This is a genomic window from Halomonas sp. SCS19 (genome assembly GCF_040147015.1).
Classification (GTDB): domain Bacteria; phylum Pseudomonadota; class Gammaproteobacteria; order Pseudomonadales; family Halomonadaceae; genus Halomonas; species Halomonas litopenaei.
The window spans coordinates 3,061,567-3,085,698 of sequence record NZ_JAMSHN010000001.1 but is presented as its reverse complement, the minus strand read 5'-3'; the positions used below and the strand labels follow the sequence as shown (position 1 = coordinate 3,085,698).

24 protein-coding genes are annotated in these 24,132 nt (G+C 64.7%); 14 read left to right on the top strand and 10 right to left on the bottom strand.

The features are described 5' to 3' along the window. The first annotated feature begins 138 nt into the window (after nucleotides 1-138). Nucleotides 139-1,317, top strand: coding sequence for a TauD/TfdA family dioxygenase (locus NFH97_RS13465; protein WP_349624948.1), 1,179 nt, complete (start codon nucleotides 139-141; stop codon nucleotides 1,315-1,317). A 16-nt stretch (nucleotides 1,318-1,333) separates the two neighbouring features. Here the strand turns inward: NFH97_RS13465 and NFH97_RS13460 are convergent, their stop codons facing one another. Further along, nucleotides 1,334-2,239 (bottom strand): LysR family transcriptional regulator, encoded by a 906-nt coding sequence (locus NFH97_RS13460; RefSeq protein WP_108132410.1) that lies wholly within the window; start codon nucleotides 2,237-2,239, stop codon nucleotides 1,334-1,336. 173 nt (nucleotides 2,240-2,412) lie between these two features. Between NFH97_RS13460 and NFH97_RS13455 the strand changes: the two genes are divergently transcribed. Further along, a complete protein-coding gene (locus NFH97_RS13455) occupies nucleotides 2,413-3,489 on the top strand; it encodes a tartrate dehydrogenase (RefSeq protein WP_045991709.1) in 1,077 nt (358 codons plus the stop codon). A gap of 39 nt (nucleotides 3,490-3,528) precedes the next feature. On the opposite strand, the gene NFH97_RS13450 is transcribed toward NFH97_RS13455, so the two are convergent. From NFH97_RS13450 to NFH97_RS13435, 4 genes are all read right to left on the bottom strand, one after another. Beyond that, the gene (locus NFH97_RS13450) at nucleotides 3,529-4,842 is read right to left on the bottom strand and encodes a TRAP transporter large permease (protein ID WP_349624947.1); all 1,314 of its coding nucleotides are present in this window, start codon (nucleotides 4,840-4,842) and stop codon (nucleotides 3,529-3,531) included. Beyond that, nucleotides 4,842-5,351, bottom strand: coding sequence for a TRAP transporter small permease subunit (locus NFH97_RS13445; RefSeq protein WP_349624946.1), 510 nt, complete (start codon nucleotides 5,349-5,351; stop codon nucleotides 4,842-4,844). The genes NFH97_RS13450 and NFH97_RS13445 overlap by 1 nt, the downstream gene beginning before the upstream one ends. A gap of 55 nt (nucleotides 5,352-5,406) precedes the next feature. Then, nucleotides 5,407-6,456, bottom strand: a complete 1,050-nt coding sequence (dctP, locus tag NFH97_RS13440; protein WP_349624945.1) for a TRAP transporter substrate-binding protein DctP — start codon at nucleotides 6,454-6,456, stop codon at nucleotides 5,407-5,409. Between the two features lie 530 nt (nucleotides 6,457-6,986). Continuing rightward, a complete protein-coding gene (locus tag NFH97_RS13435) occupies nucleotides 6,987-8,054 on the bottom strand; it encodes a class I SAM-dependent methyltransferase (protein WP_222515992.1) in 1,068 nt (355 codons plus the stop codon). Between the two features lie 155 nt (nucleotides 8,055-8,209). Between NFH97_RS13435 and NFH97_RS13430 the strand changes: the two genes are divergently transcribed. From NFH97_RS13430 to msrA, 11 genes are all read left to right on the top strand, one after another. Continuing rightward, a complete protein-coding gene (locus tag NFH97_RS13430) occupies nucleotides 8,210-8,806 on the top strand; it encodes a lipocalin family protein (RefSeq protein ID WP_349624944.1) in 597 nt (198 codons plus the stop codon). Between the two features lie 128 nt (nucleotides 8,807-8,934). Beyond that, nucleotides 8,935-9,957, top strand: coding sequence for an SMP-30/gluconolactonase/LRE family protein (locus tag NFH97_RS13425; RefSeq protein ID WP_349624943.1), 1,023 nt, complete (start codon nucleotides 8,935-8,937; stop codon nucleotides 9,955-9,957). Between the two features lie 417 nt (nucleotides 9,958-10,374). Then, a complete protein-coding gene (locus NFH97_RS13420) occupies nucleotides 10,375-11,382 on the top strand; it encodes a succinylglutamate desuccinylase (protein WP_349624942.1) in 1,008 nt (335 codons plus the stop codon). A gap of 221 nt (nucleotides 11,383-11,603) precedes the next feature. Next, entirely contained in the window at nucleotides 11,604-12,374 is a 771-nt protein-coding gene (locus NFH97_RS13415) for an ABC transporter ATP-binding protein (protein WP_045992792.1), read from the top strand. A gap of 18 nt (nucleotides 12,375-12,392) precedes the next feature. Continuing rightward, nucleotides 12,393-13,097 carry an ABC transporter permease gene (locus tag NFH97_RS13410; protein WP_349624941.1) on the top strand — a complete coding sequence of 235 codons (705 nt, stop codon included), beginning with the start codon at nucleotides 12,393-12,395 and terminating at the stop codon, nucleotides 13,095-13,097. Then, the gene (locus NFH97_RS13405) at nucleotides 13,097-13,828 is read left to right on the top strand and encodes an ABC transporter permease (protein WP_108132404.1); all 732 of its coding nucleotides are present in this window, start codon (nucleotides 13,097-13,099) and stop codon (nucleotides 13,826-13,828) included. Before NFH97_RS13410 ends, NFH97_RS13405 begins: the two co-directional genes overlap by 1 nt. A 194-nt stretch (nucleotides 13,829-14,022) precedes the next feature. Next, nucleotides 14,023-14,790, top strand: a complete 768-nt coding sequence (locus tag NFH97_RS13400; protein ID WP_371931862.1) for a transporter substrate-binding domain-containing protein — start codon at nucleotides 14,023-14,025, stop codon at nucleotides 14,788-14,790. Nucleotides 14,791-15,217: 427 nt separating this feature from the next. Then, the gene (locus NFH97_RS13395) at nucleotides 15,218-16,000 is read left to right on the top strand and encodes a transporter substrate-binding domain-containing protein (RefSeq protein WP_349624940.1); all 783 of its coding nucleotides are present in this window, start codon (nucleotides 15,218-15,220) and stop codon (nucleotides 15,998-16,000) included. 61 nt (nucleotides 16,001-16,061) lie between these two features. Continuing rightward, entirely contained in the window at nucleotides 16,062-17,219 is a 1,158-nt protein-coding gene (gene iadA / locus NFH97_RS13390) for a beta-aspartyl-peptidase (protein ID WP_108132403.1), read from the top strand. A gap of 115 nt (nucleotides 17,220-17,334) precedes the next feature. After that, nucleotides 17,335-17,781 carry a peptide-methionine (R)-S-oxide reductase MsrB gene (gene msrB, locus NFH97_RS13385; protein WP_045992796.1) on the top strand — a complete coding sequence of 149 codons (447 nt, stop codon included), beginning with the start codon at nucleotides 17,335-17,337 and terminating at the stop codon, nucleotides 17,779-17,781. Between the two features lie 2 nt (nucleotides 17,782-17,783). Then, a complete protein-coding gene (gene msrA, locus NFH97_RS13380; RefSeq protein WP_045992797.1) occupies nucleotides 17,784-18,293 on the top strand; it encodes a peptide-methionine (S)-S-oxide reductase MsrA in 510 nt (169 codons plus the stop codon). Nucleotides 18,294-18,437: 144 nt separating this feature from the next. Here the strand turns inward: msrA and cadR are convergent, their stop codons facing one another. After that, nucleotides 18,438-18,887, bottom strand: coding sequence for a Cd(II)/Pb(II)-responsive transcriptional regulator (gene cadR, locus NFH97_RS13375; protein ID WP_222515997.1), 450 nt, complete (start codon nucleotides 18,885-18,887; stop codon nucleotides 18,438-18,440). 125 nt (nucleotides 18,888-19,012) lie between these two features. Here cadR and NFH97_RS13370 point away from each other — a divergent pair, with 125 nt between their 5' ends. Beyond that, a complete protein-coding gene (locus NFH97_RS13370) occupies nucleotides 19,013-21,349 on the top strand; it encodes a heavy metal translocating P-type ATPase (RefSeq protein WP_349624939.1) in 2,337 nt (778 codons plus the stop codon). Between the two features lie 94 nt (nucleotides 21,350-21,443). On the opposite strand, the gene NFH97_RS13365 is transcribed toward NFH97_RS13370, so the two are convergent. The 4 genes from NFH97_RS13365 to NFH97_RS13350 form a co-directional block, all read right to left on the bottom strand. Then, a complete protein-coding gene (locus NFH97_RS13365) occupies nucleotides 21,444-21,713 on the bottom strand; it encodes a BrnA antitoxin family protein (RefSeq protein WP_108132401.1) in 270 nt (89 codons plus the stop codon). Then, the gene (locus NFH97_RS13360; protein WP_348814766.1) at nucleotides 21,682-21,966 is read right to left on the bottom strand and encodes a BrnT family toxin; all 285 of its coding nucleotides are present in this window, start codon (nucleotides 21,964-21,966) and stop codon (nucleotides 21,682-21,684) included. The genes NFH97_RS13365 and NFH97_RS13360 overlap by 32 nt, the downstream gene beginning before the upstream one ends. 128 nt (nucleotides 21,967-22,094) lie before the next feature. After that, nucleotides 22,095-22,829, bottom strand: a complete 735-nt coding sequence (locus tag NFH97_RS13355; protein WP_108132551.1) for a glutamine amidotransferase-related protein — start codon at nucleotides 22,827-22,829, stop codon at nucleotides 22,095-22,097. A 122-nt stretch (nucleotides 22,830-22,951) separates the two neighbouring features. Continuing rightward, a complete protein-coding gene (locus NFH97_RS13350; protein WP_185696393.1) occupies nucleotides 22,952-24,130 on the bottom strand; it encodes an iron-containing alcohol dehydrogenase in 1,179 nt (392 codons plus the stop codon). Between the last annotated feature and the right edge of the window lie 2 nt (nucleotides 24,131-24,132).

The following is a 24,132-nucleotide window of genomic DNA, read 5'->3' as shown; positions in this document are numbered from 1 at the left end:
TCAATGAAAAAGACAGTCATAAGCCCAGCTTGGCCTAAGGCGTCATATTAGTCGTTTGTCGCCATCGCCTCGAGCCTCCACCATCGGCGTCAACACTCGTCACCTATTTCGTCAACACTCGTCACCTGGGAGCCATCCATGAGCACCACCTCGTTGACCTCGACCTCCGACGCCGGCCACATCGATATGCACGAACTGGCCCCCTGGCCCCAGCACCTGACGCTGACCGACGTGGTCGCTGAAGGCTTGCGTCTCTCGCTGGTCTGGAACAACGGCGACCGAGGACAATTTCCTCTGTTGTGGCTGCGCGATCACTGCGCCTGTGATCAGTGCCGCCACCCGCTGACCCGGGAACGCCTGGTCACACCGATGGCCGCCGTTCCAGGGCTCGACGAGGCCCGCATCGAGCACGGTCAGCTCCACCTTGACTGGCAGGACGGACACCACAGCCGCTTCGCCGCCGGCTGGCTGCACCAGCGTCGCCCCGGCGAGGCCGCCATCGACAGCCTGCCGCGGCCTGTCGCCTGGCAGACACCGTTTTCCCCCCAGCATGTGCGGCATGCCGATCTGGTAGCCGGTGGCAACGGCGAAAAAGCCTGGATCACGGCGTTGCTGCGCGACGGCCTGGTGCTGCTCGACGAGGGGCCGCTGGAACTCGAGGAGGTCAGTCGCCTGGCACGGCGCATTGGCCCGCTCAAGGCCACCAACTTCGGGGCTCGCTTCGACGTCATTTCGAAGCCCAACCCCAACAACGCGGCCTACACCTCGATTGCCCTGGCGCTGCACACGGACCTGCCCAACTGGCGCCAACCGCCGGACATGCAGTTGCTGTATTGCCTGAAGAACGATGCCGAAGGCGGCGGCTCGATCTTCGCCGACGGCATCCAGGTCGCCGAGGCGCTGCGCGCGGCCAACCCCGATCACTTCCAGCTTCTGGCCGAGACCGCCATCGACTTTCGCTTCCAGGACGAGGAACACGATATCGGCGTCCGCGAGCCGGTCATCGACGTCGGCACGGATGGTCGCATCCGCGAAATTCGCTTCAACAACTGGATTCGTGACACCCTGCACCTGCCTGCCGACCTGATCACCTCCTGGTACGAGGCCTACCACCACTTCTGGACCCTGCTGCATGCACCACAGCATCAGATTGCCCTCGACCTGCGTCCCGGGCAGATGGTGGCCTTCGACAACCGCCGGGTACTACATGGACGTGAGGCCTTCGATCCCACCACCGGGGAGCGTCACCTCCAGGGCACCTACCTGGACCGCGACATGCTGGAATCCCGGCTGCGAGTGCTGGCACGCAAGGGCTGACGGGGCCGGCAGTCGTTCAATCGAGTGACGGGATCCTGGCCGCCAGGCGCCGAGCGAGGAAGTCGACCAGCGCACGCAAGCGCGCGGGGACGTGCCGGCGCTGGGCGTAGACCGCGAAGAAATCGGCACGCACCCCCTGCCAGCCCGGCAGCAGGCTGACAAGGCGCCCCTCCTTCAGTTCATCATGAACGTCCCACCAGGAGCGCAGCATCACCCCGTGACCATCGAGCGCCAGTCGCTTGATGACCTCACCGTCATTGCTGGTAAGACGCCCGCCGACCTTGACCGACGTCTCGACACCGTCGGCGTCGACGAATCGCCACAGCGCAAAATCGCTGTCATTCTCCCGCAGTACCAGACAGGCGTGGCGCTGCAGCGCCTGGGGAGTCTCGGCCCGACCACAGCGCTCGATATAGTCGGGAGAGGCGCAGGCAACACGTCGGCTGGCCACCAGACGGCGGGCCACCAGGCGCGAGTCGGGGGGCTCGCCAATACGGATGCCCAGATCCACGCCCTCCACCAATGGCGCGGGAAAGTTGGAGAGTTCCAGTGACGCCTCGATGCCCGGATGCAAGGCACAGAACTCGGACAGCAAGGGCGCCACATGGCGGCGACCGAAACCAAACGTCGCGTTGAGCCGCAGCGGTCCCGCCAGCGCCTCGCGATCCTCGCCCAGGCTCTCTTCCAGTTCGGCCAACTCATCCAGTAGCGCGACTCCCCTTGCCAGGTAACGCTCACCTTCGGCGGTCAGGGTAAGCCGCCGGGTGGTACGCGTGGCGAGTTCCACCCCGAGCCGCGCCTCCAGCTGCTTCAGGCGCTTGCTGACCGCCGACAGCGACAGTCCCAACTCGCGTGCGGTGGCGGTCAGGTTGCCGGCCTGGGCCAGTTGACGAAAGAACGCCAGATCATCGAGCGATGCCACCCTTTTCTCCACTTGAGGTCAACAATGAATTGCCATCGAGCCCCATTATCGCCTCGCTGTAAAGAGCTAGACTGACCTTACACCTTGCCGCCGCCACCCTTCACACCAAGCACAATCGTGGCCGCTGCGCGAGGCACCCTCTACACGCCAGCAGACAGGATCAAGGAGCTTTCATGGCCCATCGCATCGCCATCATCGCCGGTGACGGTATCGGCACCGAAGTCATGCCCGAGGGCGTGCGCGCCCTCGAGGCTGCCGCCAAGCGCTTCGCTATCGACCTGGATACCCAGACCTTCGACTTCGCCTGCTGCGACTACTACCTCGAGCACGGCAAGATGCTGCCGGACGACTGGCGCGAGACGCTGATCGACTTCGATGCGATCTTCTACGGCGCCATCGGCTGGCCCGAAAAGGTACCGGATCACATCTCGCTGTGGGGCTCGCTGCTCAAGTTCCGCCGCGAGTTTGACCAGTACGTCAACCTGCGCCCCTGCCGCCTGCTGCCGGGTATCAAGAGCCCGCTGGCCGGTCGCGAGCCCGGCGACATCGACTTCTACGTGGTCCGCGAGAACACCGAAGGCGAATACTCGAGCGTCGGTGGCACCATGTTCGAGGGCACCGACCGGGAGGTGGTGATCCAGGAAACGGTGATGACCCGCCACGGCGTCGACCGGGTGCTCAAGTACGCCTTCGACCTGGCCCAGAGCCGCCCGCGCAAGAAGCTGACCTCGGCCACCAAGTCCAACGGCATCGCCATCACCATGCCCTGGTGGGACAGCCGTGTGGCCGAGATGGCCAAGCAGTACGGCGACGTCGAGGTGGACAAGTTCCACATCGATATCCTGACCGCCAACTTCGTCATGCATCCGGACTGGTTCGACGTGGTGGTGGCCTCCAACCTGTTCGGCGATATTCTTTCCGACCTGGGGCCCGCCTGTACCGGCACCATCGGCGTGGCGCCCTCGGCCAACATCAATCCCGAAGGCACCTTCCCGAGCCTGTTCGAGCCGGTTCACGGCAGCGCCCCGGATATCGCCGGCAAGGGCATCGCCAACCCCATCGGCCAGATCTGGTCCGGCGCCATGATGCTCGAACACCTGGGTCACAAGGACGCCGGTGACGCCATCCTGGCCGCCATCGAGGCGGTGCTGGAAGACGGCGACAGCGAAGTGCTGACCCCGGACCTGGGCGGCAACGGCACCACCGAGCGTCTGGGCGCCGCGATCAGCGAGCGTATCGCCCAGGGCTGATCACCCTGCCGGCCCGGCATCCTCGAGCCGGGCCGGTCTTCAGAACCCCACGATCTGCTCTGGCAACCATGTCGCCAGACTCGGCACCAGCGCCACCGCCAGTAGTGTCACCAGCTGGATCGCGATGAAGGGCAGCACCCCTCGGCACATCTGACCGTAGGTGATGTCATCCGGGGCGATGGACTTCAGATAGAAGATCGACGATGCCATCGGTGGGGTGAGATAGCTGGTCTGGATGGTCACCAGCACCAGGGTGGCGAACCAGACCGGATCGATGCCCAGTTGCTTGACCACCGGCGTGAAGATCGGAACGCAGATCAGCACGATGGAGGTCCAGTCGAGCACGAAGCCGAGCAGGAAGGTCACGCCGAGGAAGAACAGTATGACACCGGTGGGGCCGCCGAGCTGCTCAGCGATCTCGGCCACCATCTCGCCGCCGCCGTTGACCACAAAGATCCCGGTAAACATGGTGCCCCCCGCCACGATCAGCAGAATCATGGCGGTGATGCGCACCGTCAGGGACAGCGACTCCCCTAGCGCCTGGACGCTGATACCGCCATTCATCACAGCCAGCAGCAAGGCGCCGCCCACGCCGACCGCCGCCGCCTCTGTCGGTGAGGCAATGCCCATCAGCAGCGAGCCCAGCACCGCAAACATCAACAACAGCGGGGGTACCAGGGCCTTAGCGGTGATCGCGAGCTTCTGGCCCAGCGGCAAGGGTGTCGCCTCCACGGCCGGAGGGCCGTCCTGGGGGCGCAGGGCGCAGCGCACCAGAATGTAGAGAGCAAACAGCGAGACCATCAATCCGCCTGGCAGAATGATGGCGGCAAAGAGTTCGCCGATGGAAAGCTGGGCAAGGGCCGCATACACCACCACGATCACGGTCGGCGGAATGATCGTGCCCAGAGAGCCCCCGGCGCAGATGGTCCCGCTCATCAGGCTATTGCGATAGCCATAGGCGCGCATCGCGGGTATCGCCATCAGACCGATCATGATCTCGACAGCACCGACCACTCCAGAGGCGGCGGCAAAGATGGCCGCCATGGCGATCGTCGTCAGCGCCAGCCCCCCAGGCAGTCGGCCGATCCAGAGCTGGATGGCATCGAACAGTTGACGCGCGATTCCCGACTTCTCGAGGATTCCTCCCATCAGCACAAACAGCGGGATGGAAGACAGCACATAGTGGGTGGCGGCGCTGTAGACGCTACCGTACAGCTGCTGAAAGATCATCGGTCCGAAGGCGTACCAGCCAGCGGCAACCGAGACCAACGTCAACGAATAGGCGATGGGGATGCCCAGGAAGATAAGCAGAAATAAGCCGGGAAACATCAGACCGGCAACGAGGGCATCCATCAGCGACTCTCCTCGGTGGTACGTGCTGTACAAAGCTGCCGCACTCCGTCCACCGCAAGCTGGCAGGCGAAGAGGGAAAGCCCGATGGCGATAAGGGCGTAGAGCGGCCACATCCTGGGTGCCCATACGCTGACCATTTCCACCTCATTGGTGTGCCAGGCCCGCAGGGTGCGCAGCCATCCGTGATGCGCCATCAGCGCCACCACCGGCACCATCAGCAGTAGATAGACGGCACCGTGCAGGCGCTGGACCAGACGCGGCGGAAGCAGGCGACTAAAGGCATCGACCCTGACGTGGCCATCCACCTTGGCGGTCCAGGCGATGCCGAGAACAAAGGCAGTTCCCGTGGCCATGTAGGACAGATCGAAGGCCCAGATGGTCGAGGCATTGAAGACATAGCGTGCAATGACTTCGTAGAGCATGGCGCCGGTCAGGGCGACAAGCGCCAGGCGACTGCCCCACGCCAGCAGCGTCGACGCCCTGTCGATGAGGTTCATCAGTGTATTCATGAATAGGCGTCACCCCGCAGGCCGAGGTGACGTTCCTCCAGGATCGGTTGAGGGGTCAGTCGCGGATCAGGTAGTCGTTCTGCTCGCTCCAGCGCTGCTGGTAGGTGCGGTAGTCTTCCAGCAGCGCCTGCATTGCAGGATCGTCTGACGCTTCAACCGTGGCCTCCATCCAGGCCCGACCGCTCTGGGCCAGATCCTCGACAAACTCGGGGTCCAGGCTCACCACTTCATTGCGGCCCGAACGGTAAGCCTCCATGGCCAGCATGTCCTGGTGATAGAACTGGCTCAGGCCTTCATAGGTCGTGAGCTTGGCGGCGGCTTCGATCAGCGGCTTGAGGTCGTCTGGGACGGCCGCCCAGGTGTCCTCGGTCACGACAACCTCCCAAAGGAAGGTGGGCTGATGCACGCCGGGAACCACGATGTACTTGGCGGCTTCATGGAACCCTTCTGGCTGGTTGCTCGATGGGGTTGCCCACTCCACCGCGTCGACACCCTTGCGCTGAAGCAGGGTGTAGGTGTCCCCCGGCGGCACCACGGTCGGCACTGCGCCGTAGTATTCACGCATCACCTCCGCCCAGGGGCCCGACGTACGATACTTCAAACCTTCGAGATCGTCGGCACTATCGATCCTGACGTTGGCGTGAGCGAAGACTTCGGTGGAGCCGATACCGACGATCAAGGAATGCAACCCCTCGCTGGCACGCAGCTCCTGCAAGGCCTCTTGACCGCCCCCCTCGTAGATCCAGTTGATATAGGTCTCCGGCCCCATGCCACCGGGGAAGCCGGCAAAGATGGCGTTGATGGGCTTCTGGTTTACCAGGTAGCTGGGCGTGGAGTGCCCCGCCTCCACGGTGCCTTCCAGCACGGCCTCGTATACCTGCAACGCAGGTACGATCACCCCTGCGCCGAAGGGTTTGATCTCCACCCGTCCCTGGCTGAGGGTGTCGGCGTTATCGGCAAACCGCTCCAGAAAGTTCTCGTAAAAAGGGGAGCCCGCCGGTACCGAGGTCGGCACCTTCCACTCGACGTCAGCCGCCAGGGCAGGCGCCACCAGCCCCATCACCAGACTTCCGATCGCTGCTGCACTCAAGGCCTTGTTGTTCATTGTATTGACTCCATCGGTGTATCCAGCGCCCATCGCCAGATTCCACATTCCCCAACGCTTCGACAGGCCGATACGCCCAGACTCAGGCAACACCGCCAAAACGTAGATTGTATAAAATATATTTACAGGATACCCAAATGCAAGAGCGCCGTGAAAGCCCGCCCCTGTGATCCATCACGACAACGGTCAGCCCAGAACCCGGTCAGGTGGCGCATGCCAGCTCGACGTGACACAACCGCACCAGGCCACCCTGTACCAAGGCGTCGCGCGTCGGCCGAGAGAGCCCGCGAAAAAAGCACGGAGGGAAGGCAGGAAACAGAGAAGGATGCCGAGAGAAGAATGCAGAGAGACGACCAGAGAGCACAGAGCACAGAGCACAGAGCACAGAGCATCAGCAGGCTTGGCAAGCCCGTGCCCCCTGAGGAGGCAACCATGGGAGAGGGAGCCTCCTGGAGGAGGCCGTCCGCTGAACGACATACAGCGGCGCTTATTCTATGAATCCAGGTGCTTGAATTCAGGGGGTCAAACTGTCAGGTTCGCGGCAATGGGTGGTGTTGCCACACCCCCTGGACCACCCTCACCCGGTCGTCGCTGAGGTTATCGAGCAGGTTACGGCCCATCTCCACGAAGACCTCACCAAAGATCAGCGCAGGCCCGGGCAAGCGGGGACGAATGGGAGGACGGGCAGCAGGTCCTGACGCCTGAGGTGACGACTCGCCCCCCTCCTGCCTGGGCGGCTGCGCCTGGTCCGTGTTGCTGCCCCCATGGGCTCGGCGGTCGGTCCCGCCCTGCTCGCGACGCCGGTGATGGCTGCGCCAGGCCAGCGCCTCGGCGCTGACATCCTCCAGCGCCTGGCGCTGAAACCCGGCGGCCTGGAGGTGTTGCTCGAGATCCTTCAGGGACAACAGTCGGCTATGCTCGGGCGTTCTCGCCCAGGGCACCGGCAGCGATAACGGCGCAGGATTGTCGCCTCGAACCACCTCGTGGAGCAGCAACCTGCCGCCCGGGGCGAGCACCCTGCGACACTCGCTCAGCACAGCGGCGATGTCCGGCATATTGAGCAGGGCATGCTGGCACCACACCGCCTCGACACTGGCATCCCCCAGCGGCAACTCGGCAGCATCGGCGCACACGAAACGGGTACTGTCCTCCAGTCCACAGGCCCGACTCAGCCAGGTCGCGACCTCGATGAAACCCGGCGTGATATCCACCCCCACCACTTCGTAGCCAAGCTCGCGGGCCAGCAGACGACTGGCGCCGCCGGTACCGCACCCCAGATCGAGAAGGCGCGCTGCACCGCTGGAACCCGTGCCCGCACCCGCGACCGCGTCCAAGCGAGGACCGTCCCCCTTGTTCGGGGACTGGCCGGCATCTCCCCCCGCCAGGGCCATCAATCGCCGGCTGGCCGCCCTGCCCCCCAGATGCAGTTGATCGATACCGGCCATCTCGTCGTGACTCAGATGGTCGGGGTCGCATCCCGCCTCGACGAAGGCACGCTCGAGCCGTGCCAGCAGGCTTCCTTTGGCATCATAGTGCTGGCCCAGCTGGCTACCTGCCGTTCCCTGCGCGGCCTCTCCGGGTGTCCCCTTTAGCGTCATGCGGCGCTCCTTGCACGTTTATGGCTGCTCGACCTCAAGCGGGAAGCCTCTTGGACAACAGCAGCAAAAAAGACATACACTTCTTGTACGAAAATTATGCAACACATTCAGCGGTGACTCGTCTTCCACCCGCCTGCCACCCTTCAGGAGCCCTCATGGATACGCAAGGACGCCGGCCTTCGTCGGCCCCGGCTCGAAAGCCGACGCGCCTCTCCACCCTGCTCGCAGCCGTTGGCGCCCCGCTGGTGCTGTCGGCCTGCACAGGCCTGCCCTCTGGCACCCAGCCCATCGATGACTTCGCCCTGGAGGACTATCTGGGTCGCTGGTACGAGATCGCGCGCTTCGATCACAGCTTCGAGGAAGGGCTCGACTGCGTCACCGCCGACTACGCCACCCGGGATGACGGTGGCGTCCAGGTGATCAACCGTGGCGTCGACCTGTCCAGGGGCGAGCCCGACGTGGCCGAAGGCAAGGCCTACCTGCTGGAGGAAGACAACGTCGGCCGCCTGAAGGTGAGCTTCTTCGGCCCCTTCTATGCAAGCTACAACATTCTGGCGCTGGATGACGCCGGACAATGGTCGCTGGTCACCGGACCGGACCGCGACTATCTGTGGATCCTCGCCAGAAGTCCCCAGCTTGACGATGCGACCTACCGCTCGCTGGTCCAGCGCGCACAGGATCTGGACTACCCGGTCGAGGAGCTGATAGAGGTCGAACAGGGCGAGGAGTGCGAGCCCTATCGCCAGGGCTGAGCAATAGTCAGGCGCTGCCGCAGGGCCGCCTGACCTCGTCAGAATGTATAACATACAGACCAGTGAACACCTCATACGCTGAAAGGGCGACCACCTCGGTCGCCCTTTCACTGCATGGAGGTCAAGCAATGTCACTGGGAAGACGAGAGTTTCTTGCCGCCACGGCGGCCGTTGGCGCCACCGCTGCGGCGCCGTCGCTATTTGCCCACGCCGGCGGCACGCCCGAGCGCTATCCGATCGACGCCTGGCAGGTGGTGGATGATCGCTTCAAGCAGTACATGCTGTTCAACGCCCCGCTGGAACGGGAATGGACGGGCGGACTCTGGCTCGAGGGGCCTGCCTGGAACGCCGTGGGTCGCTACGCCGTGTTCAGCGACATCCCCAGGGCCCGGCAGATGCGCTGGGACGAAGCCAGCGGCCAGGTCAGCGTGCTGCGTGATCATATCGGCCATTCCAACGGCAACGCTTTCGACGATCGTGGTCGCCTGATCGCCTGCGAACACTCGCCGGCCCAGGTGGTTCGCTACGAGTGGGACGGCAGTCGCCATGTGCTGACCAGCACCTTCGACGGCAAGCCACTCAATGCCCCCAACGATCTGGTCACCCTGCCCGGCGGCGCCATCATCTTCACCGACCCCGGCTACGGCGCGCACTCCGACTACGAGGGTAAGCAGCGCTCGCTCGAACTCGAGACCGCCATCTACTACTGGGAGGACGGCATGCAGGAGCCGACCCGTCTGACCACCGAGCTCTACAAGCCCAATGGTATCGCCCTGGGGCCGGACGGCAGCTCGCTGTATGTCACCGATACCGCCCCTTCGCACCATCCCGATCAGCCCGCTACCATCACGCGATTCACCTTCAGCGCCGAAAACAGGACGCTGGCTGGTGCCGAGAGGCTGGTGGAAAGCACCAGCGAGGGCTACGACGGCATGTGCTGTGATGAGGACGGCAACCTCTGGGTCGGCACCTCAGGGGGCGAGGGCAAGGATGGGGTCAGCGTGTTTGCTCCGGATGGCACCCTGATCGGTCGCGTCCTGCTGCCGGAAGTCTGCGCCAACGTCTGCTTCGTCGGAGAGAAGCACAACCGTCTGCTGATGGCCGCCAGTCAATCACTGTATACCCTCTATACCGGCGCTCGCGGTCTCTAGGCGCCTGCCGCTGTGGCCGCTCATCTCCAACCCGGCGGCGAATGCTGCCGGGCCTTTCATTATCGCACCCCCGGTTTTCACCAGATCGACGCTCGCTCTTGCGAGGTCCCTCGCTGCCTAAGAAGGTGAAGCGGCATCCGCGCCTCCAGCGATGATCGAAAGCCCGGCCATCGGCCGCTGACAGGCCACGCCCTGCCCTGTTTCCGTTCGCCCCCGCTCGGCTGGCGAGTCGGCACGGAGGGTAGGTAGTGGGCCAGCTCTGGGCCGATGAGAGGCAACGGGGTCCTCCTGGGGGCTCGCAATGGTGCGGCGACAAGAATTCGATAAATGCCTTGGCAACAAGAAGACTCCCGATGACGTTTGTTCTGACACCCGACTCAGGTTCCCTTTGTTCCTCGCCTCTGGCGGGAGGTCGCCATGCTGGCTGAGTGGCTGACGGCAAGTCTTGAGGCCGATGCGTCGTCCCCCGACCGGCCGATCAAGGGCCGGGAAGGCTCGCTAAAAGGCGGCCGCTATCGGATCGAGGGGCCGGGCCTGCTGCGCCTGATCCCGGACACCGTCGGCGCAGATGCACGCGCCTGCGTGCTGTCCGTCGGCATCCACGGCAACGAGACCGCGCCGATCGAGCTGCTGGGTGATTGCCTGGCGCGCCTGGAGGCAGGGCTTGCCTCTGTCGGTGCTCCGGTGCTGGTGATCCTCGGCAACCTCGAGGCGATTCGTCGCAACACCCGCTTCGTCGAGACCAACCTCAATCGACTGTTCCGGCGGGAACTCGACCAGCCAGGTGACGAGGCCGACCGCGCGCGTGAGCTGATGGCCGCGGTGGATGCCTTCTTCGCCGACCACAGCCAGCTGCCAAGGCTGCACTACGACCTGCACACCGCGATCCGCGACAGCCACTACCCACGCTTCGTGGTGGACCCTTTCGCCGAGACTCGTACCGATAGCGAGCAGTGGCACTGGATGGCCGGCGCGGGCATCCAGGCGGCGCTCAAGCAGCATCAGCATAGCTGGACCTTCTCCCACTACAGCAAGCACTACCACGGCGCCCAGGCGTTTACCCTGGAACTCGGCAAGGCGTTGCCGTTCGGCCACAATGATCTCGAGCCACTTGAACCCATGGGCCGGCTGATTCAGTCGCTGATCGCCGGACAATTGCCCGAGTCGGGCGAGATTCAGCAGCTGGATGGCTTTGCGGTGGCTGTCGAAGTGTTCCGTGAAAGCGAGGACTTCGCGCTGTGCTTTGCCGATGACATTCCCAACTTCACCGAGTTCGCCCCCGGTACCGTGGTGGCGCGTGACGCCCAGGCCGGCGATACCCGTATCGGTGACGAGCCGCTCAAGGTGGTGTTCCCCAACGCCAGGGTAGAACTCGGCGCTCGAGCGGCGCTGCTGGTGCGCCCCGTAACGCTGACGTCAGAATGATCCAACAGTACCTGAAATCACAATAAACATATATAACAACAACCTGGAGATAGACGCATGACAACTCCCGCCCCTATACTCGACGAAGGTCTATACCCCCTCGGATCAGCTTCGTCTGCTGCGCCGTTCCAAGCCTGTTAGAATCCCCCGTTTTTTTCGCGCCAGCCCGCGCCATCCGGCCGGCCCACCCGGCACGGCCGATTCTATCTGGAGCCCGATTCATGGCTGATACACCAATTCCGCTGGAAGTGCGCAATATCAAGAAGCGCTTTGGCAACACCGAAGTGCTCAAGGGGCTGTCTCTCGAGGCCCGCAAGGGGGACGTCATCACCCTGATCGGCGCCTCCGGCTCCGGCAAGAGCACCTTCCTGCGCTGCATGAACCTGCTTGAACAGCCCAACGAGGGCGAGCTGTTTGTCCACGGCGAACAGATCCGCTTCAAGGAAACCAAGCACGGCCGCGAGCCTGCCGACTGGAACCAGGTGGTACAGATGCGCGCCAAGCTGTCGATGGTGTTCCAGAGCTTCAACCTCTGGGCCCACATGACGCTTCTGGAGAACGTCATCGAAGCGCCTGTCCACGTGCTCAAGAAGTCGAAGAAGGAGGCCATCGAACACGCCCGCGCCCTGCTAAAGCGGGTCGGCCTGGCCGAACGCGCCGACTATTATCCGGCCCAGCTTTCCGGTGGCCAGCAGCAGCGTGGCGCCATCGCCCGGGCACTCGCCATGGACCCGGAGGTCATGCTGTTCGACGAGCCGACCTCGGCGCTGGACCCGGAGCTTGTCGGCGACGTGCTCAAGGTCATGCGTGACCTGGCCGAGGAAGGCCGCACCATGATCGTGGTAACCCACGAAATGGCCTTCGCCCGCGACGTCTCCAGTCAGGTGATCTACCTGCACCAGGGTCAGGTCGAGGAAGCGGGTCCGCCCGACCAGGTGCTGGGCAACCCCAGCTCCGAGCGACTCAAGCAATTCCTTGCACCCAAGCGCTGAGGCGGCCAGGAGAGACCCATGATTGACCTTCACGGTTACGGGCCACGCCTTCTCGAGGGGGCGCTGGTCACCATCGAACTGGCGGTGCTGTCACTGATCCTGGCCGTCGGGCTTGGCCTTGTCACCGCCAGCGCCAAGATGTCGCGCAACTGGGTGGCCCACCGCCTGGGCACCCTCTATACCACCATCATCCGCGGCGTACCGGACCTGGTGCTGATGATGCTGCTGTTCTTCGGCGGCCAGATCGGCATCAACATGGTCACCGACTGGCTGTACGCCCGCTTCGGTATCGACATCTTCATCAACGTCAACGAGTTCGTCGCCGGCGTCCTGACCATCGGCCTGATCTTCGGTGCCTATATGGGCGAGACCTTCCGTGGCGCCTTTCTGGCGGTGGACAGCGGCCAGATCGAGGCTGGCCGCGCCTATGGCATGAGCCACGCCCTGGTGTTCCGCCGTATTCGCTTCCCGCAGATGATGCGCCATGCCCTGCCGGGCCTGTCCAACAACTGGATGGTGCTGTTGAAGACCACCGCCCTGGTCTCGGTGATCGGCCTGTCCGACATGGTGCGGGTCGCCGCGGAGGCCTCCAAGGCCACCCGCGAGCCCTTCCTGTTCATGATCATCGTGGCGGTCATCTATCTGCTGATCGCCAGCGTCTCGGAGTGGTTCTTCGCCAGACTGCAGAAGCGCTACGACGTCGGCTTCGGAGGGCATGACTGATGGATTCACTGCTTGCCTCAATCGAAGCACTGCTGGCCGACAACACTATCTTCACCCTCGACACCCTGTCGTACTACGGTGAGGGGCTGACCACCACGGTCCAGCTGGTGTTCCTGTCATTGATCGTCGGCCTGATCGCCGCGGTGCCACTGGCCATTGGCCGAGGTTCCAAGCGCCGCTGGATCAAGATGCCGATCTTCTTCTACACCTATGTGTTCCGCGGCACACCGCTGCTGGTGCAGCTCTACCTGATCTACTACGGCGTGGTGTTCGTCGAGGGCATCCAGGACACCTGGCTATGGGTACTGCTGGAGAAGCCGTTCTTCCCGGCGCTGGTGGCGTTCTCGTTGAACACCGCGGCCTACACCACCGAGATCTTCCATGGTGCGATCAAGGCCACCCCGCGGGGCGAGATCGAGGCGGCCAGGGCCTACGGCATGCGCTACTCGCTGATGATGCGCCGCATCGTGCTGCCCAGCGCCTTCCGCCGGGCACTGCCGGCCTACGGCAACGAGGTGATCTTCATGCTCCACGCCAGCGCCATCGCCAGCGTAGTGACCATCATGGACCTGACCGGTGCGGCTCGCTTCGTCTATGCCCGCTACTACGCGCCCTTCGACGCCTTCCTGTTCGTGGCGGCGATCTACCTGTGCCTGACCTTCGCCATCCTGTACCTGTTCCGCTATCTGGAAAAGCGCCTGCTGGCCCACTTGAAGCCGGCCTCCGGTTAAGCCGCCGTGACGCCGGAGGCCACCGCCTCCGGCGCCGTCGCGCTATCGTCAAACAAGCGTTGGGAACTGGCGTTTCATTTCTGCCGCCCCGCCCTTCCTGAGAGGGCCCCGATTCGCTAAGGTGATGGTATGCGTCCACAAGACGCCCTCCCATCGCATCAACACCCGCTTATCAATAACAAGGGTTTACCTATATGACACTGCGCAAGCTCTTTACCGCTGGCCTGATCGGCACCGCGGTTCTCGCTTCTACCGCCCAGGCCGAGGTTCGTGACATCCGCATCGGCGTCGATGTGCCCTACGAGCCGATGGAATACCGCACCCCCGACGGCGAGCTGACCGGCTTCGACATCGATCTGGGTAACGCTCTTTGTGCTGAAGTCGGCATCCAGTGCGAGTGGGTGGTTCAGGGCTGGGACGGCATCATCCCCGGCCTGATGGCGCGCAAGTACGACGCCATCATGTCCTCCATGACCATCAACGACGAGCGTCGTGAGCAGGTGCTGTTCTCCGACCCCTACTTCACCCCGCCGTCCGCCTGGTTCGCCCCGACCGACCTGGAGATGGGCAACCCGGACGTCGAGTCCCTCGAGGGTCTGACCATCGGCGTGCAGCGTGGCACCCTGCAGGACAACTACGTCACCGACCTGTACGGCGACGTGGCCGATGTCAGCCGCTACGCCACCGCCGACGACCTGGTGCTGGACATGGACTCCGGTCGCGTCGACATCGGCTTCCTCGACTATCCGGTCGGCAAGTCGACCCTGCTGGACAGCGAGGCAGGCGACTACAAGGTGGTCGGTGAGCAGATCACCGAGCCCAAGGAGTACTTCGGTGACGGCTTCGGCATCGCCTTCCGTCAGCGTGACGAGGACCTGGCCAAGGCCTTCAACGAGGCGCTCGCCACCCTGAAGGACAACGGCACCTACGAAGAGATTCATGCCAAGTATTTTGCTGAATAATTCTTTGCTGAATAAGCATCTTGCTGAAGCAACAAGTCCTGCCCGAGCCAACGCCTCGAGCAGGCACCGCGCCGGACCCTCTTGGGTCCGGTGTCACCACCGGCACTCGCTGGAACACTTGCTGGCAATCTTGCTGTAGCACTCGCTGGAACACTCGATAGCACCTTGAAGCGACAGGACATCTTCGTGCCCCTGACCTGGCTCCCCATCTTCGCAGAGTCCCTTCCCCGGCCGCCCTGGCTGGATGGCTTTGCCCTGAGTGAATGGTTCGACGAATAGCGTCCCCGGCGTATACTCCAACGCCTTGAAAGTTCTGCTTGTTCGCCCTCCCCTGGCGACATTCCCCTGCCTGTCGGCAGCCCCCTGCTGATGCATCGTTGCAGGGGTCCTACTCTGTGGTTATTCACTCTTGTCCAAGGAAGTCCCCATGAATCGTTTCCCTCTGCTGCTGGCCTCTGCCCTGTCCGCGCTGATGATCGGCGCCGGCCCAGCACTCGCCGATGAGCCGCTGCGCCTGGCCGTCGATGTGCCCTACGAACCCTTCGAGTACAAGACCGCCGACGGTACCCTGACCGGCTTCGAGATCGACCTGGGCAACGCCGTCTGCGAGCGCCTCGAGATCCAGTGCACCTGGGTCGAGCAGCCCTGGGACGGCATGATCCCGGCGCTGATGGCGCGCAAGTTCGACGCCATCATGTCGTCCATGGCGATCACCGAGGAACGCAGCCGCCAGGTGCTGTTTTCCGAGCCCTACTACACCACCCCGAGCGCCTGGATCACGCCGCGCGGCCGCGACATCGACATCGCCGACAAGGCCAGCCTCGAAGGCCTGAGCGTCGGCGTGCAGCGCGCCACCCTGCAGGATCGCTACGTCACCGACCTGTACGGCGATGTGCTCGAAGTGCGCCGCTACGCCAGTGCCGACGACGTGGTCGCCGACCTGCGTGCCGGCCGCCTGGACCTGACCTTCATGGACTATCCGATCGCCGAGGCGATGATCGACATCGATACCGAACAGAGCGACTTCGTGCGCATCAGCGACTTCATCAAGGAGCCCGAGACCTACTTCGGCCAGGGCGTCGGCGTGGCCTTCCGCAAGCGCGACCGTGAACTCGCCGAGCGTTTCAACGAGGCCCTGGCCGAGCTCAAGTCAGACGGCACCTACGACGAGATCATGAACGAGTACTTCAGCTACGACGTCAAACTGTGAACGTTGCCCTTTATCGTTCAGGCCGGCCTGCCCCAGGGCCGGCCCTGTCTCGGGAGCCGCCATGCTGACCCTTCTGAAGAATGCCCGCCTCTACGCCCCTGCCGCGATGGGCCTGAAGCACCTGCTGATCACCGACCGCCGCATCGCGGCGGTGCTGGAGCCCGAGGCCAGCGTCGATGAACACTTTCCCGGCCTCGAGGTACACGACCTCGAGGGCCGGCGGGTCATCCCTGGCCTGGTCGATCCGCTGGTGCACATGACCGGCGGTGGTGGCGAAGGCGGCTTTGGCACCCGCACCCCCGAGCTCCGCCTCGAGGATGCCATCGCCTCCGGCGTCACCACCCTGGTGGGGGCGCTCGGTACCGACGCTCTGACCCGCACGCCGGCCAACCTGCTCGGCAAGGTACGCGAGCTCGCCGCCGGCGGCCTGAGCTGCTACGCCTACACCGGCTCCTACCAGCTGCCGCCGGTGACCCTGACCGGCTCGGTGGCCGAGGATATCGTCCATATCCCCGAGTTCATCGGCGTCGGTGAGGTCGCCATCAGCGACCATCGCGGCTCCCAGCCCAGCGCCCATGAGCTTGCTCGGCTGGCCTCCGAGAGCCGCACCGCAGGAATGCTCGCCGGCAAGTCCGGGATCGTCTTCATCCACACCGGCGACGCCGAAGGTGGCCTGGAGATATTGCGTGAGGTAGCACGCACCACGGCCTTGCCCATCGCCCAGTTCATGCCGACCCACATCAACCGCACCGCGGCGCTGTTCGAGGATGGCCTGCGCTTCGCCCGGGACGGCGGGCGGATCGACTTCACCACCAGCACCACGCAGGAGCTTCTGGCCGACGGCGAGGTGCCTGCGTCAGAAGCCGCCGCCAGGGCGCTCAAGGCCCGCGTCGACCCTTCGCGCATCAGCCTGTCCTCCGACGCCAACGCTTCCCTGCCCCGCTTTGACGCCGAGGGGCGATTCGTCGGCCTCGAGGCTGGCCGCCTGGACAGCCTGTTCGAGGTACTGGGCGAGTGCGTCAACGACCACGGCATCGCCCTGGAGGTCGCCGTGGGCCTCGCCAGCACCCACGCCGCAGACGCCCTCGGGCTCAAGCGCAAGGGACGTCTGGCGGTCGGTCAGGACGCCGACCTGCTGGTGCTCGGCGACGATGACTGGGCCATCGACCAGGTCTGGGCGCTGGGCCAATGCCTGCATCGGCGTGACACGAATCGTTAGGCGTGTAAGGATCTCTCCATCACCACGACTGATTACGGTCCCGCAAGCTGGCGTGTAACCTTGAGGGCAAGCCATCGCGCCGAGCCTGCGTCTCCCCCACCCACGAGGAGAGCCCATGAAAACCTATGAAAAGTCACCCGAGGCCATCGCCCGACTGAACCGCGAGCAGTATCGGGTCACCCAGGAAAGCGGCACCGAGCGTCCCGGCACCGGGGAGCACCTGCACAACCAGGAGCCCGGCATCTACGTGGACATCGTCTCTGGCGAGCCGCTGTTCGCCTCGTCGGACAAGTACGAGTCCGGCTGTGGCTGGCCCAGCTTCACCAAGCCGATCGAGCCGGCCTACGTCAACGAGCTGGTGGATTCGTCCCATGGCATGATCCGCACCGAGGTGCGCTCGTCCCACGGTGACAGCCACCTGGGTCACGTCTTCAACGACGGCCCCAGGGACAAGGGAGGCATGCGCTACTGCATCAACTCGGCGTCGCTCAGGTTCATCCATCGCGATGACATGGAAGCCGAGGGCTACGGCGAATATCTGAATCAAGTCGAGGAGGTCTGAACATGGCACAACAACGCGCAGTTCTCGCAGGCGGATGCTTCTGGGGCATGCAGGATCTGATTCGCCAGTTGCCAGGGGTCGAGTACACCCGGGTCGGCTACACCGGTGGCGACGTGCAAAACGCCACCTATCGTAACCACGGAACCCACGCCGAGGGTATCGAGATCCTGTTCGATCCCGACGTGATCAGCTATCGCAAGCTGCTGGAGTACTTCTTCCAGATCCATGATCCGACCACGCCCAATCGTCAGGGCAACGACCGTGGCATGTCCTACCGCTCGGCCATCTACTACGTGGACGAGGAGCAGAAGCGTGAAGCGCTCGACACCATCGCCGACGTGGAAGCCTCGGGTCTGTGGCCCGGCAAGGTGGTCACCGAGGTCGAGCCGGTGGGGGATTTCTGGGAGGCCGAACCCGAGCACCAGGACTACCTGCAGCGCATTCCCCATGGCTACACCTGCCACTTCCCGCGCAAGGACTGGGTACTGCCCAGGCGCACCGAAGAGGCCTGATGCGCGTCGTCTGACAACGCCAACCAGGCCATCGCATCACGGCACCCACCAGCGCCGCCCCGAGGGGCGGCGCTGTCGTGTCCGGCTCCTGGTGTCCTGTCCGGGCTCTCTGCAAGGGGAGACGCGGGCTTGCGCCAGCCGGGCTCAACGCCGCGGATGGACGCCACCGACGTGGGCATGCTCCAGCGTCTCGGGGGGATCGACCGGCTGGGACAGTTCATTGAGGATGCCGCACTCGCCGACCTTGCCCTGACCTGCGCAGCGACGACGCAGGCCTTCCAGTTCGACCTTGAGCCTGGAGAGCTGAGCGATCCTCTGCTCGACGTGCCCCAGGTGCGCCTCGATCAGGGCGTCGGCCTCCTCGCAGGGCTGATCGGGATCGTCCTGACACGCCAGCAGCGCGCGGATCTCGTCCAGCGTCATGTCCAGGGCGCGGCAGTGACGGATAAAGTCCAGGCGCTCGGCGTGGGCCTCACGATAGAGTCGATAGTTGCCCTCGCTGCGAGCAGGCTCGGGCAGCAGTCCTTCGCGCTCGTAGTAGCGCACCGTCTCCACCTTGACCCCGCTGCGTCTTGCCAGCTCGCCGATCTTCATGGATTTTCCTCCCGCCAAACGTCCGTCCATTCTGGCCAGGCATCGACTGTCTCGTGCCAGCCCTTGACCCTATAGTGACTACAGGGTGTCAACTCTGACTCAGAGACCCGAGTGGAGTTCCCAGGATGGTAGATTCCCCCAAGATGGCAGATTCCCCTGAAGAGCGCAGCGCGAAAAGTACGAGCAAGGCCGGCTGCTGCGCCTCCAGTGCCACGCCCCGCACTGAAACCAAGACCGAAACTAGAGACGAAACAACAAGCGAAACCAGGCCGGCGGGAACCAGTACCTGCTGCGGGGCAGCCGAGACTGCCGACACCCCACAGAGCAGCGAAGCGTCCCCTTCGGCCAGTCGTCTTGCGCTGACCATCGACGAGATGTGCTGCCCCACCGAAGAAGGCGTGCTCAGAAAGGCGCTGGCCGATCTTCCCGGGGTCGAGGCACTGAGCTTCCAGCTGATGCAGCGTCGTCTGGTGGTCCATCACCACGGTGTCGATCGCGAAGCCTTGGCCGCCCGTGTCCGCGACACCGGCATGACGCCTCGCTTCGAGGATGACCAAGGCGCCGACGCCACCGATGATTCCCGCAGCACCACGACGATGCCCTGGGGGCGCCTCGCGCTGGCCGGCATTCTGGCCCTGGGCGCCGAGGCCATCGGCTGGCTCGGGCTGACCGCAGGCTTGCTTACGCCGCTGCTGGCCATCGTCGCCATCGCCCTGGTCGGCATTCCCACCTGGAAAAAGGGCCTTGTGGCGCTGCGCCACGGCACCCTCAACATCAATGCGCTGATGAGCGTGGCGGTAACCGGCGCCATGCTGATCGGCCACTGGGCCGAGGCGGCCATGGTGATCGTGCTGTTCACCCTGGCCGAGCACCTCGAGGCCAGGTCGCTTGCACGCGCGCGCCAGGCCATCTCTGGACTGCTCGACCTGGCCCCACCCAGGGCACGGGTGCTGGATAAAGGAGAGTCTGGCAGCGGCGAGTGGCGCGAGATCGACGCTGACGACGTCGCCATCGGTGATCTGGTCAGGGTACACGCCGGCGAGCGTCTGGCGCTGGACGGCGAGATCGTGCGCGGCGACCCTAGCCTGGATGAGGCGCCGATCACCGGCGAGAGCCTGCCGCGTGATCGCTCCCTCGGCGAGAGCGTCTACGCCGGCTCCATCAACCTGGCCGGCGACTTCGACTACCGCGTCACCCGGCGGGCCAATGACACTACCCTGGCGCGCATCATCCACGCGGTGGAAGAAGCCCAGTCCCGTCGTGCGCCTACGCAGCGCATCATCGATCGCTTCGCCGCCATCTACACCCCGGTGGTGTTCGTGCTGGCCGGGCTGGTCGCGCTGGGCTGGCCACTGCTCGGCCTCGGCCCCTGGCTCGACGGGGTCTACCGCGCCCTGGTGCTGCTGGTCATCGCCTGCCCCTGCGCGCTGGTGATCTCCACCCCGGTAACGGTGGTCAGCGGCCTCGGTGCCGCCGCACGCCAGGGTATCCTGATCAAGGGCGGGGTCTTTCTCGAGCAGGCCACCCGGCTCACCCACCTGGCGCTGGACAAGACCGGCACCCTGACCGAGGGCAAGCCACGGCTGGTGCGCTCAGCTACGCTCGGTGACAGCGGCGACGCCGAGGGACAGCGCCTGGCCCTCGCCCTGGCGGAGCGCTCCAACCATCCGGTGTCCCGCGCCCTGGTGCAGGGGCTGGGCTCTCAGCCTACGGTGTCACTGGAAGGTGTCGAGGAGCGCGGCGGTCGTGGTCTGGTGGCAAGCGAGGTCGATAGCGGTGCGACGGTGTGGCTCGGCAACGCCCGCCTGGCCGGCGAGATGGGGGTCAGCCAGGCCCAGCTGACCAGCGGTGACGCCGACAACGACGACGCCGGCATCGTCTGGCTGGGGCGCGACGATCAGCTGCTGGCCTACTTCGCGGTCAGGGACGCCCTGCGCAGCACCAGCCGCCAAGCCATCGAACGTCTGCATCGCCAGAGAGTGAGCGTCAGCATGCTCAGCGGCGACGCCCAGGCCAGGGTCGATGCCATCGCTCGTGAGGCCGGCATCGACGAGGCCTACGGTGAGCTGTTGCCGGAGGACAAGTTGGCGCGCCTGGACGCGCTGTCCCGGCGCGGTGTGTGCGCCATGGTCGGCGACGGCATCAACGACGCCCCGGCGCTGGCCCGAGCCGACATCGGCATCGCCATGGGTGCGGCAGGCAGCGACGTGGCCATCGAGACCGCCGATATCGCGCTGATGAACGACGACCCGGCCAGCCTGCCACGGCTGATCGACCTGGCCCGCAGCACCCGCCGCCTGCTGGTGCAGAACATCGCCCTGGCGCTCGGCATCAAGGCGGTATTCCTGGCCCTGGCGCTGACCGGCCACGCCACCCTGTGGATGGCGGTGTTTGCCGACCTGGGCTCGAGCCTGCTGGTCGTCGGCAACGGACTGAGGATACTCAGACAGCGGTTTGATTGAAGCGCAGTCTCCACTTTGCCATCACGGCGTCGTCGATGCGTCCGGCCAGCGAGGCCTGGCCTGGCGCGTCCGCCAGCTATTTGGCGGCCAGACCTCAATCGCTACCATGTTCTCGAATATACTGTTTCAGGGCCTGGTCGATGCGGCGCTGCCAGCCATCACCGCCCTGCTTGAAGTGGTCAATGACGTCCCGAGACAGACGGATCGACGTCTTCACCTTCGTCGGCGTTCGTTGCGCCCCCCGCTGTCCGATGGCCCGTTTGAGGTTTGCAGGCAACACCTCATCCATGGGGCGCATACGTTCGATATCCTCATCGGTGAGTTCCCGGACCTCACCTGTCCTGTCCGTGAGTCGCCTTGTCATAGCGCCGCACCTCCCGAGCGTTGGCCTTTCTCAAGCTGATGACGCGAATTCCACCTTCAATCGGCGTGAAGCACACCACGTGGGCCCGCTGACCGATCATCCCGATGGCAACAAACCGACGCTCCGGGTAATCGTTGCGCTTGTCCTCGGTCAGTAGCGCCCCTTCCCAATCGAAATGAAACACCTCGCTGAAGGGCAGGCCGCGCACTCTGGCATTCCAAGCGCTCTTCCCCGGATCGAAGTCGATGATCATGCTTTAAATGTATGGACAAAAAAAGGACAAGAAGGTTCGTTCTCCCACAACGCACTCGTTGCCGAAACTAATGCTTGCCAGGTGCCTTGGCTGCCACCACCAAATAATGGCCTCCATCTTGCGTCTCGTCACCCCTCCCTGACCGCCATCGCCTCGCGCATGAAACGCAGTATCCACTCGGCCATCACGCCGTCGTCGATACGTCCGGCCAGTGAGGCCTGGCCCTGGCGTACCCGTTCTTCCCCGACCAGGCCCTGGCGCAGGTGCATCAGGTCGCGGGAGTAGTCGGGGCGAAACTCGGGGTGGCCCTGGACGCCAAGAAAGCAGCGGCCGACGCGGATCAGGTAGTGGGGACAGAAGCCGCTGCCGCCCAGGGTCGAGGCGCCTTCGGGCAGCGTCTCGACCTGATCCTGATGGCTGACCAGCAGATCGAGGTCATGCTGCCAGGGGGTCATCCAGGGCTCGCGCTCGCCGACCCGATTGTTGGAAAGCCCCACGCCCCAGCCCTTGGGACTCTTGATCACCTCGCCGCCCAACGCCTTGACGATCAACTGATGGCCGAAGCACACCCCCACCAGAGGCTTCTCCGCGCGATAGAGCGCGCGCACGAAGTCCTCGAGCCGGGCGATCCAGGCGTGGCCGTCGTTGACCCCGAACTTCGAGCCGGTGGTCAGCCAGGCGTCCACTGCCTCGACGTCATCGGGAATCTCGCCGTCCAGGCAGCGGTAGACCTGCCACTCGAGGCTGACCCCCAGAGAAAAGGCCGCCGGCGCCAGCAGCGCCTCGAACATGGCCGGATAGTTGCCGTGGGCGTCGATCAGCTCCGGCGCCACGTCGTCGCACTGCAGTAGACCGATTCGCATGATGTTCTCCATCACCAGTACTCCCTTGACGCTGGCCGGCCACCTTGCCAGAGACGACCCGGGCGCCGCCAGGGCTACGTCATCGGGCGGGGCCGGGCGCTATACCAACGCTATACCAAGCGCTATAGCCGGCCCTGCTGGGCCGCCAGGAAGATGCGTTGATAATCCTCGGCCGTAAAGGCGATGGGATTGCTTGCCGCGGACGGGTCGACCACCGCCATTTCGCCGATCTTCACCGCCTCGGCGTCATCGATGCCGATGGCCGCCAGGTCGTGGGGGATCGCGAGCCGCTCGCGCAGCTCGAGCACCCAGTCGATGGCACTTGAGGTGCCCGGCTGGCGAATATCGAGATAGCGACACAGGCGCACCATGGGCTCACCGATGGCGCGCTCGTTGGCCTTGAGCACATAGGGCATCAGGATGGCGTTCAAGGTGCCATGGTGGGCGTCGTACAGCGCCCCCAGTGGATGGGCCAGGGCATGCATGGCGCCGAGCCCCCGCTGGAAGGCGGTGGCGCCCATGCTCGATGCCACCAGCATGTTGAGCCGGGCCTCAAGGTCGTCGCCGTGGGCGTAGGCCCGGGGCAGATAGTCGCGGACCCGGCGCATGCCCTCCACCGCGATGCCCTCGGCCATGGGGTGATAGCCCGGCGCGCACCAGGCCTCCAGACAGTGGGACAGGGCATCCATACCGGTAGCGGCGGTAACCGCAGGGGGCAGGCCCACGGTCAGGGTCGGGTCCAGGATCACCCGGGCCGGCACCATGCCGGGGTGGAAGATGATGCGCTTGACCCGCTCGGCCTCGTCGGTGATCACCGAGGCGCGTCCCACCTCCGAGCCGGTACCTGCGGTGGTCGGCACCGCCACCAGCGGCACGATGGCGTCGCCGTCGGCGTTCTTCCAGTTGTCGCCGACGTCCTCCAGCGACCACAGCGACAGGCCGTCGCGCTGATTGGCCATCAGCGCCACCGCCTTGGCCGCGTCGAGTCCGGAGCCTCCGCCGAAGGCGATCACGCCGTCGTGCTCACCCTGGCGAAAGGCGTCGACGCCGGCGATGACGTTGGCACCGGTGGGATTGCCCTTGATCTCGGCAAACAGCCCCGCCCTGAGTCCTTCGCCGGCGCAGTGATCGAGCACTTCGCGCACCATCGGCAGCGCCGCGAGCCCCGGATCGGTGATCAACAACGGCGCTGTCATGCCAAGCTCTCGGCACTGGGCCGGCAGGTCACGAATCCGACCGGCGCCGGTGAGGATGGCCGAGGGGTAGTTCCAGCTGGTGGTGTAGCGGCTGATATCGCTCATGG

What these genes read in the sequence shown, in the direction of transcription:
- NFH97_RS13410 (WP_349624941.1), top strand. Translation starts at nt 12,393, where the DNA reads ATGATTGACCTTCACGGTTACGGGCCACGCCTTCTCGAGGGGGCGCTG.
- NFH97_RS13405 (WP_108132404.1), top strand. Translation starts at nt 13,097, where the DNA reads ATGGATTCACTGCTTGCCTCAATCGAAGCACTGCTGGCCGACAACACT.
- NFH97_RS13450 (WP_349624947.1), bottom strand. Translation starts at nt 4,842, where the DNA reads ATGGATGCCCTCGTTGCCGGTCTGATGTTTCCCGGCTTATTTCTGCTT.
- NFH97_RS13360 (WP_348814766.1), bottom strand. Translation starts at nt 21,966, where the DNA reads ATGATCATCGACTTCGATCCGGGGAAGAGCGCTTGGAATGCCAGAGTG.
- NFH97_RS13435 (WP_222515992.1), bottom strand. Translation starts at nt 8,054, where the DNA reads ATGACGCTAAAGGGGACACCCGGAGAGGCCGCGCAGGGAACGGCAGGT.
- cadR (WP_222515997.1), bottom strand. Translation starts at nt 18,887, where the DNA reads ATGAAGATCGGCGAGCTGGCAAGACGCAGCGGGGTCAAGGTGGAGACG.
- NFH97_RS13445 (WP_349624946.1), bottom strand. Translation starts at nt 5,351, where the DNA reads ATGAATACACTGATGAACCTCATCGACAGGGCGTCGACGCTGCTGGCG.
- NFH97_RS13420 (WP_349624942.1), top strand. Translation starts at nt 10,375, where the DNA reads ATGCTGGCTGAGTGGCTGACGGCAAGTCTTGAGGCCGATGCGTCGTCC.
- dctP (WP_349624945.1), bottom strand. Translation starts at nt 6,456, where the DNA reads ATGAACAACAAGGCCTTGAGTGCAGCAGCGATCGGAAGTCTGGTGATG.
- NFH97_RS13365 (WP_108132401.1), bottom strand. Translation starts at nt 21,713, where the DNA reads ATGACAAGGCGACTCACGGACAGGACAGGTGAGGTCCGGGAACTCACC.
- NFH97_RS13355 (WP_108132551.1), bottom strand. Translation starts at nt 22,829, where the DNA reads ATGCGAATCGGTCTACTGCAGTGCGACGACGTGGCGCCGGAGCTGATC.
- NFH97_RS13400 (WP_371931862.1), top strand. Translation starts at nt 14,023, where the DNA reads ATGACACTGCGCAAGCTCTTTACCGCTGGCCTGATCGGCACCGCGGTT.
- NFH97_RS13415 (WP_045992792.1), top strand. Translation starts at nt 11,604, where the DNA reads ATGGCTGATACACCAATTCCGCTGGAAGTGCGCAATATCAAGAAGCGC.
- NFH97_RS13350 (WP_185696393.1), bottom strand. Translation starts at nt 24,130, where the DNA reads ATGAGCGATATCAGCCGCTACACCACCAGCTGGAACTACCCCTCGGCC.
- iadA (WP_108132403.1), top strand. Translation starts at nt 16,062, where the DNA reads ATGCTGACCCTTCTGAAGAATGCCCGCCTCTACGCCCCTGCCGCGATG.
- msrB (WP_045992796.1), top strand. Translation starts at nt 17,335, where the DNA reads ATGAAAACCTATGAAAAGTCACCCGAGGCCATCGCCCGACTGAACCGC.
- NFH97_RS13465 (WP_349624948.1), top strand. Translation starts at nt 139, where the DNA reads ATGAGCACCACCTCGTTGACCTCGACCTCCGACGCCGGCCACATCGAT.
- NFH97_RS13395 (WP_349624940.1), top strand. Translation starts at nt 15,218, where the DNA reads ATGAATCGTTTCCCTCTGCTGCTGGCCTCTGCCCTGTCCGCGCTGATG.
- NFH97_RS13370 (WP_349624939.1), top strand. Translation starts at nt 19,013, where the DNA reads ATGGTAGATTCCCCCAAGATGGCAGATTCCCCTGAAGAGCGCAGCGCG.
- msrA (WP_045992797.1), top strand. Translation starts at nt 17,784, where the DNA reads ATGGCACAACAACGCGCAGTTCTCGCAGGCGGATGCTTCTGGGGCATG.
- NFH97_RS13455 (WP_045991709.1), top strand. Translation starts at nt 2,413, where the DNA reads ATGGCCCATCGCATCGCCATCATCGCCGGTGACGGTATCGGCACCGAA.
- NFH97_RS13430 (WP_349624944.1), top strand. Translation starts at nt 8,210, where the DNA reads ATGGATACGCAAGGACGCCGGCCTTCGTCGGCCCCGGCTCGAAAGCCG.
- NFH97_RS13425 (WP_349624943.1), top strand. Translation starts at nt 8,935, where the DNA reads ATGTCACTGGGAAGACGAGAGTTTCTTGCCGCCACGGCGGCCGTTGGC.